This window comes from Neobacillus sp. WH10, assembly GCF_030123405.1.
GTDB lineage: Bacteria > Bacillota > Bacilli > Bacillales > Cytobacillaceae > Neobacillus.
The window spans coordinates 1,244,144-1,257,435 of record NZ_CP126110.1 but is presented as its reverse complement, the minus strand read 5'-3'; the positions used below and the strand labels follow the sequence as shown (position 1 = coordinate 1,257,435).

General features: G+C 37.2%; 15 protein-coding genes and 1 pseudogene. 3 read left to right on the top strand and 13 right to left on the bottom strand.

Going from position 1 to position 13,292, the window contains the following annotated elements:
• Nucleotides 1–3: 3 nt before the first annotated feature.
• Nucleotides 4–210 carry a zinc ribbon domain-containing protein gene (locus QNH20_RS05830; RefSeq protein WP_283921967.1) on the top strand — a complete coding sequence of 69 codons (207 nt, stop codon included), beginning with the start codon at nt 4–6 and terminating at the stop codon, nt 208–210.
• A gap of 173 nt (nt 211–383) precedes the next feature.
• Here QNH20_RS05830 and QNH20_RS05825 read toward each other — a convergent pair whose 3' ends face one another.
• Nucleotides 384–866 carry a tetratricopeptide repeat protein gene (locus QNH20_RS05825; protein WP_283921966.1) on the bottom strand — a complete coding sequence of 161 codons (483 nt, stop codon included), beginning with the start codon at nt 864–866 and terminating at the stop codon, nt 384–386.
• Nucleotides 867–1,106: 240 nt separating this feature from the next.
• On the opposite strand from QNH20_RS05825, the gene QNH20_RS05820 reads away from it, so the two are divergent.
• A complete protein-coding gene (locus tag QNH20_RS05820; protein ID WP_283921965.1) occupies nt 1,107–1,904 on the top strand; it encodes a lipid II flippase Amj family protein in 798 nt (265 codons plus the stop codon).
• A gap of 81 nt (nt 1,905–1,985) precedes the next feature.
• On the opposite strand, the gene QNH20_RS05815 is transcribed toward QNH20_RS05820, so the two are convergent.
• The gene (locus QNH20_RS05815) at nt 1,986–2,753 is read right to left on the bottom strand and encodes a 3-hydroxyacyl-CoA dehydrogenase (protein ID WP_283921964.1); all 768 of its coding nucleotides are present in this window, start codon (nt 2,751–2,753) and stop codon (nt 1,986–1,988) included.
• Between the two features lie 267 nt (nt 2,754–3,020).
• Here QNH20_RS05815 and QNH20_RS05810 point away from each other — a divergent pair, with 267 nt between their 5' ends.
• On the top strand, nt 3,021–3,983 hold the full coding sequence (locus tag QNH20_RS05810) for a D-2-hydroxyacid dehydrogenase (protein WP_283921963.1): 963 nt from the start codon (nt 3,021–3,023) through the stop codon (nt 3,981–3,983).
• Between the two features lie 133 nt (nt 3,984–4,116).
• On the opposite strand, the gene QNH20_RS05805 is transcribed toward QNH20_RS05810, so the two are convergent.
• The 11 genes and pseudogenes from QNH20_RS05805 to QNH20_RS05755 form a co-directional block, all read right to left on the bottom strand.
• Nucleotides 4,117–4,335, bottom strand: coding sequence for a hypothetical protein (locus tag QNH20_RS05805; protein WP_283921962.1), 219 nt, complete (start codon nt 4,333–4,335; stop codon nt 4,117–4,119).
• Between the two features lie 429 nt (nt 4,336–4,764).
• Nucleotides 4,765–5,298 (bottom strand): chloramphenicol phosphotransferase CPT family protein, encoded by a 534-nt coding sequence (locus tag QNH20_RS05800; RefSeq protein WP_283921961.1) that lies wholly within the window; start codon nt 5,296–5,298, stop codon nt 4,765–4,767.
• 295 nt (nt 5,299–5,593) lie between these two features.
• The gene (locus QNH20_RS05795; protein WP_283921960.1) at nt 5,594–5,731 is read right to left on the bottom strand and encodes a hypothetical protein; all 138 of its coding nucleotides are present in this window, start codon (nt 5,729–5,731) and stop codon (nt 5,594–5,596) included.
• 31 nt (nt 5,732–5,762) lie between these two features.
• On the bottom strand, nt 5,763–6,233 hold the full coding sequence (locus tag QNH20_RS05790) for a nucleoside deaminase (protein WP_283921959.1): 471 nt from the start codon (nt 6,231–6,233) through the stop codon (nt 5,763–5,765).
• Nucleotides 6,234–6,267: 34 nt separating this feature from the next.
• Nucleotides 6,268–6,744, bottom strand: a complete 477-nt coding sequence (locus tag QNH20_RS05785) for a (2Fe-2S)-binding protein (RefSeq protein ID WP_283921958.1) — start codon at nt 6,742–6,744, stop codon at nt 6,268–6,270.
• The gene (gene pucD, locus QNH20_RS05780; protein WP_283921957.1) at nt 6,729–8,999 is read right to left on the bottom strand and encodes a xanthine dehydrogenase subunit D; all 2,271 of its coding nucleotides are present in this window, start codon (nt 8,997–8,999) and stop codon (nt 6,729–6,731) included. The genes QNH20_RS05785 and pucD overlap by 16 nt, the downstream gene beginning before the upstream one ends.
• A 12-nt stretch (nt 9,000–9,011) precedes the next feature.
• Nucleotides 9,012–9,869, bottom strand: a complete 858-nt coding sequence (locus QNH20_RS05775) for an FAD binding domain-containing protein (protein ID WP_283921956.1) — start codon at nt 9,867–9,869, stop codon at nt 9,012–9,014.
• A gap of 195 nt (nt 9,870–10,064) precedes the next feature.
• Nucleotides 10,065–10,358: pseudogene (locus QNH20_RS05770) on the bottom strand (transposase domain-containing protein); the annotation flags it as partial.
• The gene (locus tag QNH20_RS05765) at nt 10,359–11,291 is read right to left on the bottom strand and encodes an ABC transporter ATP-binding protein (protein WP_283921955.1); all 933 of its coding nucleotides are present in this window, start codon (nt 11,289–11,291) and stop codon (nt 10,359–10,361) included.
• A 306-nt stretch (nt 11,292–11,597) separates the two neighbouring features.
• Entirely contained in the window at nt 11,598–12,533 is a 936-nt protein-coding gene (locus QNH20_RS05760) for a sensor histidine kinase (protein WP_283921954.1), read from the bottom strand.
• 2 nt (nt 12,534–12,535) lie between these two features.
• Nucleotides 12,536–13,234, bottom strand: a complete 699-nt coding sequence (locus tag QNH20_RS05755; protein ID WP_283921953.1) for a response regulator transcription factor — start codon at nt 13,232–13,234, stop codon at nt 12,536–12,538.
• Between the last annotated feature and the right edge of the window lie 58 nt (nt 13,235–13,292).

Here is a 13,292-nt window from a genome sequence, read left to right as displayed (position 1 = left end):
ATAATGAGCGAAAAAGGCTGTATTAAATGTGGGAGCAGAGATACCGGCACTAAAGACGTAGCCATGACTGGCACGGGGCTGTCAAAAATGTTTGATATTCAAAACAATACCTTTACCGTCGTGTTTTGTAAAAACTGTGGGTATTCTGAGTTTTATAACAAGAACACATCGACTGCTTCCAATATTATTGACCTGTTTTTTGGTGGTTGATACAAAAAGGAACAAAGAGGATCATTTGAAGATTTTCTTTGTTCCTTTTTAATTTAATGGTGACAATGATTATTAATTTTCTTTAAAGGAAGTTTGTTTACTAGACATAGAACATATATGTCTAATAATAGGTTTTCCGGTTCCATTGAAAACCCGCTACCACCTATATTAATTCACCAAATTTGATCCAGTTTATCAGCATAAAATTTAATCGCATCCTTATAACCTAATATTTCCTTATCTGCAGTCGTATCTACTAAGGATTTTAGTAGTAATTCCATAGCATTATGATATTCTTTTAAATTATAAAGTGTCATCGAATAGAATACTTGAAGGGCTCGATTCTCTGGAAATAAACTCATTCCCTTAAGAAATACATTTTTTGACTTTTCATATTCACCTAATGTTCTATATGTACTTCCTAACCCCAAAAAAGCTCCCTCTAAATCCTCACCAGAAAGTCCTAATTTAATTGCCTTTTCATAAAAAGGTACTGCTTCCGATTCTTGCCCTAATATATCGAAACTCCAAGCACATTGATAATTAATCAAAGCATTGTCTGGAAATTCTTTCACTAATTTTATAAGCATTACGTTAGATTCCTTTTGTTTTCCTTCTTTTCGTAGATTAATTGCCTTCTCTAATTCTTTGCACATCAAATTACCCCCTATAATGTTTAATTCATTAGATGACTCAGACTTTATCTCTTATTTCTAATGTAAAACCATCAATTAGCCTTCCACCAAAGGGCTGAGGGCAAGATCATCTAATTGAATAACCCGTTTCCATTTCAGAATTTATTCTATTATTTTACCATTATCTATAGTAATATTATTACTATTTTGGTAATTTTATATAATAACAGTGATATTCTAGTAGATTGTTGGTGTTTTTAATTGACAATAAAAATTATCATCATAATTTTCCTGACTATTATTATTCATGGAACTGAGACCCTATCCTATAGTATTCGCCTTGGAGGAATAAGACTTAAAAAGATTGCAGTATCATTATCACTTACAGGTATTGTGCTCCTTATTGCCCGTACTTCAAATATGTTTCAAGCTCCGTTATTAGGTGCTATCGTTGATAATGCAAAGGTTAATGCCTCTATAGATGTACTAAAAGTGTTTCGTATTGCCTTACTATCAGCTTCTGCCGGAACTCTCTTAGCTTTATTTTTATATCCTACTTTTACCCGATTATCGATGCTGATGATTAAAAGATTAGAGGTAGACGGTTCTGTCATTTCCATGATGAAAATGACTAATATTCATAAATTAAAAAGAACGGACACATATGTAAGACGGCCAAGGATTCAAATGCTGTATCGACTTAGAATAGGCGGAATTCCGAAACGTATTATGCTCATTAATATCATCGTTACAGCGATTTACACATCTGGAATTTTGGCTGCATTATATGCATCTGTGTTGAATCCTGGTCACAGTGCTACTTCCAATATGGCTACAGGTGTAGTAAATGGGATAGCAACCATCCTCTTAACAATATTTCTGGACCCACAAATTGCTCTTATGACTGAACGGGCCCTTAATGAAGGGAATGGGGACGACAAGATGACGAAGACGTATGCTTGGCTTATGGTGGCAAGATTCTTTGGAACGTTACTGGCACAATTTTTATTAGTTCCTTCTGCTGTTTTCATTTCATGGGTAAGTAGTGTGCTGGCTTAAGAAACGCATAACCATTTGTTAAAATTATTTCACCTCAAACAAAAGTAAGGGGAAAGCATACGCTTCCCCCTTTTTAGTATTTTATTTCGGCTGCATGCGAATCGCCCCATCGAGCCTGATAGTTTCTCCATTGAGCATTGGATTTTCGATAATGCTTTGGACGAGTTGCGCATATTCATTTGGAAACCCTAGCCTTGGTGGGAACGGCACCATTTTTCCAAGTGATTCCCGGGCTTCCTGTGGCAGAGTATCAAACATTGGGGTATGGAAAAGTCCTGGGGCAATGGTCATCACACGGATTCCGTAGCGTGCAAGCTCTCTTGCAATAGGTAAGGTCATTCCGACAATTCCGCCTTTTGAGGCACTATAGGCAGCCTGGCCGATTTGTCCGTCGTAAGCTGCAACGGAAGCGGTATTGATAATAACACCTCTTTCGTTTTGGTCATTCACTTCATTATTTGTCATTCTCTCAGCTGCCAAACGAATCACATTGAAAGAACCAATTAAATTCACATTGATCACTTTTGAAAAAAGTGCTAAATTATGGGCGCCATTTCGTCCAAGCACCTTTTCTGCAATTCCAATCCCTGCACAGTTCACAACCGTATTCACTCCGCCCATAAATTCAGCGGCTCTATTAACTGCTTCCTGAATATCCTCTTCCTTCGTTACATCGGCTTTTAAAAATAAAACAGCTTCACCTAATTCGTTTTGAAGACGCACACCATTTTCTTCTGATTGGTCAAAAATGACAGATTTTCCTCCGTTTTGCACAATATTACGAACTGTTGCCTCACCAAGCCCTGATGCACCACCTGTGACAATTGCTCGACAATCTTGTAATTTCATTGCTTTTCCCTCCTTGTGAATTCTTAACTTCTTATTTTGCAAGAATTATGCCAAAGGATATGTTTAGAAAGTATGCAATTATTGATTATTCCTCGCCCTCCTGTGTTTGCCGTTTGTACATCTTTTTTTAAAAAGTGACCAATTATTGTACATAGGACATACACAGATTCGCAGAATGGTATTTATTGAATTTTCTCAATGGAACAAAATATAATGAAATCAGAAAGTGGATATTTACTATATACATCAATTGAACGGAGGAATCATGTGAAAAAAAGAAAAATGGTCATTACACATAAATTAGAACAGGGGCACATCGATCAAATAAAAAACGTTATTCCTGATTGGGAATTGATTGTAAGCAAAGATCGAGCCATCTGGCAGGAACATGCAAAGGATGCTGAAATTATTGCCGGCTGGAAAAAGGGACTGGAAGAATATTGTCTCACTCCTGAATCAAAGCTTAAATGGCTGCAAACATGGAGTGCGGGTGTCGATTCGTTACCACTTGAATCATTACAATCGAAAAATATTACCTTAACAAGTGCAAATGGCGTGCATGCCTATCCTATTTCGGAAACCATTTTCGCCTTAATGCTTAGCTTAACACGAAAAATCCATACATATGTTAAAAATCAACAAGAGAAAACATGGCATCATGCCCACATGGGTCTTGAAATACATGAAAAAACGATTGGGATTATTGGCGTTGGAAAGATTGGCAAAGAAACAGCGAAAATTGCCAATGCATTTGGAATGAACGTTCTAGGTGTAAGAAACTCAGGCAGGCCGGTGGACAATGTCGATGAAATGTATACGCCAGATCAGTTAGGGCTAATGCTGCCAAAGTGTGATTATGTAGTTGTAACGTTGCCACATACAAAAGAAACCCGCCATTTATTTGGTGCCGAACAGTTTAAACAAATGAAAGCATCTGCCTTTTTTATTAATATTGGGCGAGGGGAAACCGTTGTGGAGGAAGAGTTAGTTAAGGCATTACAGGAAGGAACCATTGCCGGTGCTGGTCTTGATGTATTTGAAACAGAACCATTAAGCACGGATAGTCCGTTATGGGAAATGGAAAACGTCATTATTACACCGCACACTTCTGGTTCAACTGAGCATTATAATATGCGGGTAATCGAAAACATTTTAATCCCTAACTTAAAAGACTATACTGACGGAAAAACTCCAACAATCAATCTGGTTGATTTTTCTAAAGGTTATTAATATTCGTAAGTTAAAGCTGTTTTTTTCAAAGTACTACATTGGAAATAACCTATAAAAAACAATTAAAAAGCAGTTCACAACTGCTTTTTAATTGTTTTAGAAAGGCTGTGGGACTTTTATGAATAAATTTAATTTACTTTTTTTTCTTTTTTGAATTATCGACAATAAGTTTACTTTTATTTACGTTTTCTAAAATAACTTGCACATGAAAAATTTTTTCATCAATATTATTAACACCTGAAACTTTTCCTTTACGACCTTTAATTTTTAAATCTTCACCAACGGATGGAACACGCTTAAGCAGCTGACTTAATAAAAGATTCTTTTTTTCAAAAAAATGAACAGCAAACATGTTGGCATCACCTTTTTCATATGGAATGTGTACATCCTTCCATATAAAATATATGAGTATAGGTAAATTTAGAACAATTTGCGAATATTAAATCTTGGGGCTAGCCCATGATTACGAAATTGGTTATTATTACTCTTTTAAGTAGGAATAAAATTTAAATTTTTTAATGTAGCATTAAAATAAAGTTTGATTAAAAATAGCGCGTCAACCCGTATTCTACGGAAAATAAAAAGAGTCCCTTTTGAAAAAGCTTGATCAAAATGGACTCTTTTCCAGCAGATTTTTGTTTCGGTTTTATAAAAAAGTTTGATCATTTTCTGCCTGTATTTCTCCACAATCGCGCCTGATTGCGGAAGACCGTTCTGTACATCTGTGATTGAGAGTTATTGCAGAAATGCCCCCGTTTGCTTAAAAACACCTCGTAGGTTCTCATGGGGTGATTTTTTGCCAGATAATTCGGGCACATTCTTCTGGCGATGTCTTTGTTGTGTCGACTTTGATGTCATAATGTATGCCAACGTGAACCGAAGTCGCTTGTGAAACTGCCATTCCTTCAACGCGGTCCGCTCGTTCCCTCTCACGGGCGGACGCCACAATAGGGTCACAGAAAACACCACCCCACAGCACCTGCAACCCTTCCAAGGCAGCTTTCCAACGATTACAAGAATCTACTCCGCTAATGAAGACATCGTCGATAATCACTCGGGCTCCTCTACGGACCATCTCGCCAATACCGTGCATCCATGCAGATTCTAATGTACGAAATTCCGTACCTGGACTGACAGACCCATCATCACCGAATTTAATTCCACTGTCTGCTTCCATCATTGCATCGGGCATGGCGTCGATTAAATCGTCGATACTGAATCTTAACCATGACGTTGGCAATAAATTTTGAAGACATTTTGCGATAGTGGTTTTCCCGGAACTCGATCCACCATTCAGAATAATTACGTCTACCATACCTTTAACCTCTCTTTGAAACATAAGCTTAAGGGCTTCTTATGTCGCTACGCTGTCCATTAAACTTAATAACAATTATGTCAAAATACCATCACTTTCACAAGAATTATTCCAGAATTTGGACCTATAATGGAACAACTCTATGTCACTCAATAGTTCCTTAATCCACCTTTTATTCAGATGTTCTTTTTCTTTTAGTCATAAAAACACCCCTTCATACAAAAATATCCAAAGGGATAAAACATCGTAACTTTTTTATAAACATCTCGTCTTTATTCAAGACATCGCTTCTTTTTTATAAACTTCGTAACTTTATTTCAAATCCACAACTGATTTGAAAAGTATTCGTAGTGTTTTCCACTTCTATCTCCTCACTAAAATCTCCATCCCATTCTAATCTAATGATACCCGCTGGAGCAACAGACGCAGACATAGGACTTGCTCCTAGGTGACTATTCCCTACATTAATAGTCCGTTTTACGAGTTGAAATTCTCCATGTGTGAAATGGAAGATCATATTTATCTGAACAAACTTGTATCATTTTAATATCACGCTTATCAATTGGTAACGAAATTTGTTCGTAAATAAATTGATCATCAAATCCAATTTGGGCTGCATCTGATTTTGTACATGCATAGTACACAGCCTTGAGTCTAGCCCAGTAGATGGCACCAATGCACATTGGACAAGGCTCACAGCTAGTATAAATTTCACATTCTGTTAATTGAAAACTATTTAATGCCTTACAGGCTGCACGTATTGCTTGGACCTCTGCATGGGCAGTAGGATCATTTGTAGCAGTGACTTCATTTCGACCTACACTAATAATCTGTCCATCCTTTACAACAATTGCCCCAAATGGACCTCCATGGTTAGCCTCGACATTTTTTAGCGCAAGCTCTACCGCCTTTTCCATTAGCTTTTTATCCCCCATTAGAATCCCTCCATCACAATATTCAAAGCTTCAATCATTCTTTTTCTAATAGTTTGATAGAATAATTTACCGCTCGAAGAATTCCACCATATCCTGTGCAACGACATAGATTGCCAGAAAGCCCTTCAAGTATTTGATCTTGTGTAGGATTACGGTTTTTTTCCAAAAGAGCTTTAACAGATAAAACCATTCCAGGTGTACAGTATCCACATTGGAATCCACCTTCCTCTATAAAAGCCTGCTGTATTGGATCAAGCTTCCCAATTCCTATTCCTTCAATTGTTACTATTTCAACCTCATGTAACTGATATCCCATTAACAAGCAGGCATTTGTAATTTGTCCGTTCACCAAAACAATACAAGCCCCACATCTGCCAATTCCACAGGAAATCTTTGTCCCGGTTAAGCCGAGATCCTCTCTTAGAATATCAATGAGACGTCGTAAAGGAGGAATATTAAGTGATACTGGCTGATTGTTCACCTTAAACTGAACTTTTATATTTCCCCCCATCTTCCTCTCTCCTTTTCTGTAGCTCGTAATATTAATTCCGATGAAACAGGGAGTTGATTGCACCGAAACCCAATAGCATTGTGTACTGCGCTAGCGATTGCAGGGGCGACTGCAACGGTTCCGATTTCACCAATTCCCTTAGGGCCATAAATATCTCCTGGCTGTATAGTTTCAATCGCTTCTACATTCATCTCAAGTGGTATATCACAAATAGTAGGGATGAAATAAGTGTCAAAGTTCTTCGACACATATTCTCCTCTTTCCATAACACAATCTTCCGTTAATGTATAACCAATGGACATGACACCACTACCTTCGATTTGGCCTAGATATCCCATTGGACTTATGACAGGGCCAGCTGCCACAGCTTGATCCAACCCTAGTATTCTTACTTTTCCAGTTAAGACATCTACTTCCACGTGTGCCGCTACAGCAGCAAATGAATAAAGATATCGTCCTTTCTGTATTGCATCAGAAGAATGTGGATAAGGAAAATTAACATTGACCACCAAAGGTTCCTCAAGCTGGCTTGCTATTTGTTGATAACTTATTTCAAGTTGATTATCTTCCCTCCAAATACCACCTGGTCCTAGATTCAATTGATCTATCGGACAACCAATAATATGTGATGCTGCTTTAAGAATTTGCTCTACAAATGGTTTCTTCATTCTTTCAATGGCTAGCCAAATCATAGTCGTTGATCTTGAAGCTGTTGTTGAACCAGAAGGAGGGACTAATTCAGTGTCACCAATGACAATCTGTAGATCATTTCTTTGGCAATTAAATGCCTTTACTAATAATGTTTCAATGACTGATAATATTCCCTGACCAATTTCTTCAACACCAAAGGATGCTTCAATCCTTCCATCAATATTTAATGATAATCGTCCTCCCCCTGGATCTGGTATCCCGCGCCCTAATCCAGAGCCTAGTAAAGTAATTGCACAACCTACACCGGTTTTTTTCCATTTATTTCTTTCGGTCTTTTTTCCTTTTAAACTAATAATCTTAGATTGCTTAATAGCTTCTAATGCCTCAAATGCTCCATTCGTTGGAATAATCGTCTGATCAAGAGGTCCTAAATCGTCTATTTTCCTAATATTTTGTTCACGCAATTTAATGGGGTCCATATTCAACTTCTCTGCTAAGCGATCTAGCTGTCCTTCAAGAGCAAATACTACCTGTGGACTACCAAACCCTCTAAATTCCCCGGAAACGCCGTTGTTTGTAAAAGCCGATACTCCCTCGATATGAACATTTGGAAATCGGTATGGACCAGATGCATTTTCAACAGCGCATTCTAATACTGCCGACCCTAATGTTGAATAAGCCCCAGTGTCAGCGATTATTTTGACTGAATGAGCCAAGACATTTCCGTATTTATTAGCACCAGTTCTCATATAAATACGCATTGGATGACGTTTGAGCCCTTCTCTAATCGATTCTTTTCGGCTATTATGAATTTTTACAGGAAATCCAGTTTTCAAAGCAAGCAAAGCGCCGTATGGCTGAACGTTTAATTCATCTTTACCACCAAATGAACCACCCATTGGACTTGATACTACCCTTATTTTATTTTCATGAATATTGAGAATTCTAGAAAGCTGGAAACGATCAAAATAACCATGCTGGGTTCCCATATATACTGTTATGCCGCCATCACTCTCAGGTACAACTACTCCTCCTTCTGTTTCCATATAAGCATGAATCTGTCTTTGTGTAGTGTAGGTTTCTTCAATTATTATTTCGCAATCTTTAAACCCTTCTACTATATTTCCTTGTTTATGAGAGTATTGATGAAGTATATTGCCTTTATTATGAATTTGTGGTGCCTCAGGGGTGATGGCAGCCTCTGGATCATCTATAACAGGTAGTACTTCGTATTCTACTCTTATTAACGCTAATGCTTTCTCTGCTATTATTGACGATTCAGCAGCTACTGCAGCTATTGCATCACCGATATATCGAACCTTATCTTCACAGAAAACAGGCTGATCAGGCTCGACGATTCCAAAACCATTTAAGCCAGGTATATCTTCGAAAGTTAATACCGCATATAATCCATTCAATTGTTTGGCTTTATCGGTATTGATGGATTTAATCCGAGCATGCGCATGACAACTGCGTAATACTTTTCCGACTAACATATCGGGAAATGAGAGATCTGTTAAATACTTTAAAGATCCCTTGACTTTTTCTACTCCATCAGGCCTAAACTTCCAATTTTCACCATATACTTTACGGCTAATGTGCAATAGAATACCTCCCTAAACTAGAGACCCTGATAAACCTGCAATTAATAGGTTTGCTGCAACTTCCTTTCGATACTGAGAAGAAGTAAAGCGATCAGAACATGGTTCGAATAGTTCGAGTATTTTTGCATGTACTCTTTTCCACAAAGCATCATTTGGAACCTGGCCTTGTAACATATCTTCAACTAAAAATAATCGGTGAGGTAATTCTTCTCCTCCTCCTAAAGCAAGTCTAGGCTGGTCAATTTCATTATTTGAATTCAACTTGTATGTGCCCGCTACAGTCAAAATAGATGGCGAAAAAGCCTCTCGCCTGCCAATTTTTTTATAAAAAGTAGTGGTTACAATTGCCTTCGGTAACAAAATTTCCGTTAATAGATTACTAACTAATGTTGAACTTTCATTTGTATTTTTCAGGAAATTTATTAGCTTATCAGTTACATATTGCTTTCCATCAAACCAAGTTACCAAAGCATCCAAAACTAAAAGGGCAGGAATAAGATCTCCATATCCAAATGATAAATTCCCGCCAATAGTCGCTTGATTCCTTACAGCAGGGGAAGCAATACCACCTAACGCGTTTACCATTATAGGCCAATGCTTTTGAATATCTGGATGATTTAAACAAGCTGACAGTGTTGAAGCTGCTCCCATTATTATTGAAAACCCATTTCCATTTGTTCGCAACCTAATTTGGCTCATTTCATTGATATTCCCTAAATTAATTAAATGCCTTGGGACAGGCTCACCTGATTCCCAACGTAATTGAATCCATGTCCCACCCGATATATACCTAGCATTAGAGCCGTATTTTTGTTTAATTTCCCATGCATCTTCAATTTTTTTGGGAGACCAAACCATGGGTTCATTCAATCTGACATCACCTCAATTATCATTAATTAAGTATAAAACCTCCTCGCAAATTCTAAATTTCCTTTCATTTTCCCGTAACTTACAATATTATCCGGGTTGAAAAAAAATGAATTAATATACGGATAGGAAAAAAATATTTAGTTGAGTAAGGCGGGAAAAGGGTAAACGTAAAGTAACTCCAAAATTATTTTGGAGTTATTTTTTGTTTACTTCACTTTTTTTCGGCACTCTACATCTAGACAGTAAATCCGTTGACCACTGCAAGACTTTATCGATTTCCTCTTTATTGTTTAAATCGATATTGGGGAGCGTTTCAAACAAATAACGAAGATAATGATATGGACTTAAACCGTTCTCTTTTGCGGTTTCAACCACACTACACATGATGGCACTTCCTCTAGCACCTCGCGGTGTATTTGAGAACATCCAATTTTTTCTCCCGATTACAAACGGTTTAATAGAACGTTCACTTCTGTTGTTATCAATTTCTTAATGACCGTCTAAAATGATTCCGCCCCCATTGATTAATGTTAAGAAATAATCCTCTAATGAATGATTCTTTTTATTGATTTCCTCAATCATGATTCCATTTAGAATTAATGTCTTTGATAATTCAGATTGTGATGTTCCTATATCATAGATTCTAAAACGTGATTCTTCGACTACTTTAAAGTTTGTTAGATGAAGAATTTCATCAAGGACATAAAAGGCCTTTTTTACATCATTAACCACGAGTTCGATATACTCAGTATTTTGTTCGTGGATTTCGTCCATCGAAACCTCTTTTATTAATTTCCCCTCACTGATAACCCCAATCGTATCGGCAATTTGCTCAATTTCTCCAAGGATATGGGATGAAATCAGGATCGTTATGCCATATTCACGACAGAGCATTTGAAAAAGATCGCGTAGTTCTTTAATCCCTACTGGATCAAGACCATTAATCGGTTCATCTAGAATTAACAGCTCCGGCTTTGTGATAATTGCACGAGCGATTCCAAGGCGCTGCTTCATTCCTAGGGAGAAATCTTTCACTGATTTATCCTTGATATTTTTTAATTTGACTAAATCTAGGGCTGCATCAATCGCCTTTTTGTCGTAATAACCCATATACTCGCATTGCAGATCAAGATTTTCGCGGGCTGTCAGCCTGTCATAGAAAACAGGATATTCAATAATGCTGCCCATCCGCTTTAACACTTCATAGGAGGTGTTCGTCAGTTTTTCACCAAAGATCTCTATCTCACCACTCGTTGGCTTCACTAGATTTGTCAGCATCTTCATAATTGTTGTTTTACCCGCACCGTTTGGCCCAAGAAATCCGTATACTTCTCCTTTTTTAACTTTCATATTGACATTCGAAACAACTTCCTTGCCATTATATACTTTCGTTAGTTGAGTTGTTTTAATAATGTAGCTCATTTTTCATCTCCCCCTCGTCTCTAACTATTTTTATTCTAGTCATTAGTGTTTTCATTTTTATTAATCAATTCTTACAAAAATCTTAAGAAAGCAGAAAAGCGGAAGCGCCTTGCCCAGGGGATTATGTCCCCAACCCCAAAGCGCTGCATCTAAATAACACGAAGAGCAGAAGCATTATCTAGGTAACTTATCGTAAGGAGGAAAGGTCTAGTAAACTATTCGTTAGGCGCTGGAGCTAGACTGTTATCAAAGTTAATAAAATAATTTAAACAAGGGTAACTCAATAACGAGGCACCCTTGGCTTTTTTAATATATAATTCGTTTTAATTTTACGGTAAAAGTTGTTTTTTCATATGGTTTGCTATTTAGAAAAATTTGTCCGTCCATTTTTTCTACAAGTCGTTTGGTAATAGTTAGACCGAGCCCGCTTCCTTGATAGGATTTATTTCGTGAATCCTCTAGTGTGTACATTCTTTCAAACACTAAATCCTTGTGGAGCTCACTGATCCCCTTACCTTTATCCCATACGTCAACGTAAACAGACTGTTCATCACTTCTAAGTTTCAGACCCAAGGCTTTCCCATCCCCTCCATATTGAATGGCATTGGAAAGCAAATTATTTAAGACCCTGTCAAGTTCTTCCTCATTCCCAAGAGCATAAAGAATGGTTTCCGGCAGCTCAATCGCGACATCAAAGCCTTTTGTGGTCAAAACCTCATAAAAACATAAAATATTCTTCTGACATACGTCATTCATATTCATCCTAGTTAGGGGCATATCTTTATCTCCAGACTCTAGCTTAGCTAGATCAAAGAACTTCTTAATTAAATCTAAAACCTCGACCGTTTTACCGTTTACTTTTTTCAGAAGCTCATCGGTTTCTTCATGATTTCTATTCTGATCATTCAACATAATTTCAATATAGCCGAGTACTACAGTCAACGGGGTTTTTATATCATGCGAGATATTGGAGAGCATTTTTCGCATCGACATCTCTGTTTTATTGTAGCTGGCCATCATTTTTTGATTATGTTCTAAAAGACGGTTGATTTCGATTAATATTTGTTTTAGCTCTTCATCATCTGTATGCAATAAAAGCTTTTCATCCGTTTTTCTGTCGATTATCTGATTCAGCTTTTTGTGTATGTAAGTAAAATTTTCTTTTTGATTAATTCTCGATTTATATTGTAAAAAATTTAGACCTGCTAATCCGATTATGATTATGGATAAAAAAATGACCATTGTTAAAACTCCCCAAGCTTATAGCCAATACCCCATAATGTTTTGATGTACTGCGGTTTGGACGGGTCATCCTCGATTTTCTCCCGAAGCCTTCTCATATGAACATTTATAACATTTTCATCACCGTAATACTCGTCTTCCCATATTAAGCCATAAATTTGCGCCTTTGTGTAGACACGGCTGGGATGTGAGACAAATAGTTTTAAAATATGAAACTCCTTAGCTGTCAGCTTGATCTCTTTTCCTTTTTTTTGTGCTGAAAAATTGTCTAAATCAAGGGTAATTTCCCCAACAGTTAATACCTTTTTCTCCTGCTTTTGTTCCGTTTGTGAATAATGAGTTGCTCTTCTGATGGCTGCTTTCACCCTTGCCGTCAACTCAATCATTGAAAACGGCTTGGCTATATAATCATCAGCACCAAAACCTAGTCCTAACGCTTTATCTAAATCCCCATCCTTTGCCGACATAATCAGCACTGGTATCATGCTTTTTTCACGGATTATTTTTAAAAATTCCATTCCATCAAGCTTTGGCAGCATCAAGTCAAGGAGAATCAAATCAAACATGTCGTTTGCAAACACCTCAAGTGCTTCTTCTCCGTCAAATGCTGGCACTACCTCAAAGCCTTCTTTGATAAATTGACCTTTAACCATATCACTGATGGCCAAATCGTCCTCAACTAATAAAATCTTATGCTGCATGGTATGTCCCACCTGTTCATTCCTATATGGTTATTTTCCATACTCTCTTTGAAAAATC

Coding starts and splice junctions, on each gene's coding strand:
- QNH20_RS05785 (WP_283921958.1), bottom strand. CDS start 6,744: ATGGGGGGAAATATAAAAGTTCAGTTTAAGGTGAACAATCAGCCAGTA.
- QNH20_RS05790 (WP_283921959.1), bottom strand. CDS start 6,233: ATGGGGGATAAAAAGCTAATGGAAAAGGCGGTAGAGCTTGCGCTAAAA.
- QNH20_RS05830 (WP_283921967.1), top strand. CDS start 4: ATGAGCGAAAAAGGCTGTATTAAATGTGGGAGCAGAGATACCGGCACT.
- QNH20_RS05805 (WP_283921962.1), bottom strand. CDS start 4,335: ATGTTTGCTGTTCATTTTTTTGAAAAAAAGAATCTTTTATTAAGTCAG.
- QNH20_RS05795 (WP_283921960.1), bottom strand. CDS start 5,731: ATGTCTGCGTCTGTTGCTCCAGCGGGTATCATTAGATTAGAATGGGAT.
- QNH20_RS05800 (WP_283921961.1), bottom strand. CDS start 5,298: ATGGTAGACGTAATTATTCTGAATGGTGGATCGAGTTCCGGGAAAACC.
- QNH20_RS05815 (WP_283921964.1), bottom strand. CDS start 2,753: ATGAAATTACAAGATTGTCGAGCAATTGTCACAGGTGGTGCATCAGGG.
- QNH20_RS05755 (WP_283921953.1), bottom strand. CDS start 13,234: ATGCAGCATAAGATTTTATTAGTTGAGGACGATTTGGCCATCAGTGAT.
- QNH20_RS05825 (WP_283921966.1), bottom strand. CDS start 866: ATGTGCAAAGAATTAGAGAAGGCAATTAATCTACGAAAAGAAGGAAAA.
- QNH20_RS05760 (WP_283921954.1), bottom strand. CDS start 12,533: ATGGTCATTTTTTTATCCATAATCATAATCGGATTAGCAGGTCTAAAT.
- QNH20_RS05765 (WP_283921955.1), bottom strand. CDS start 11,291: ATGAGCTACATTATTAAAACAACTCAACTAACGAAAGTATATAATGGC.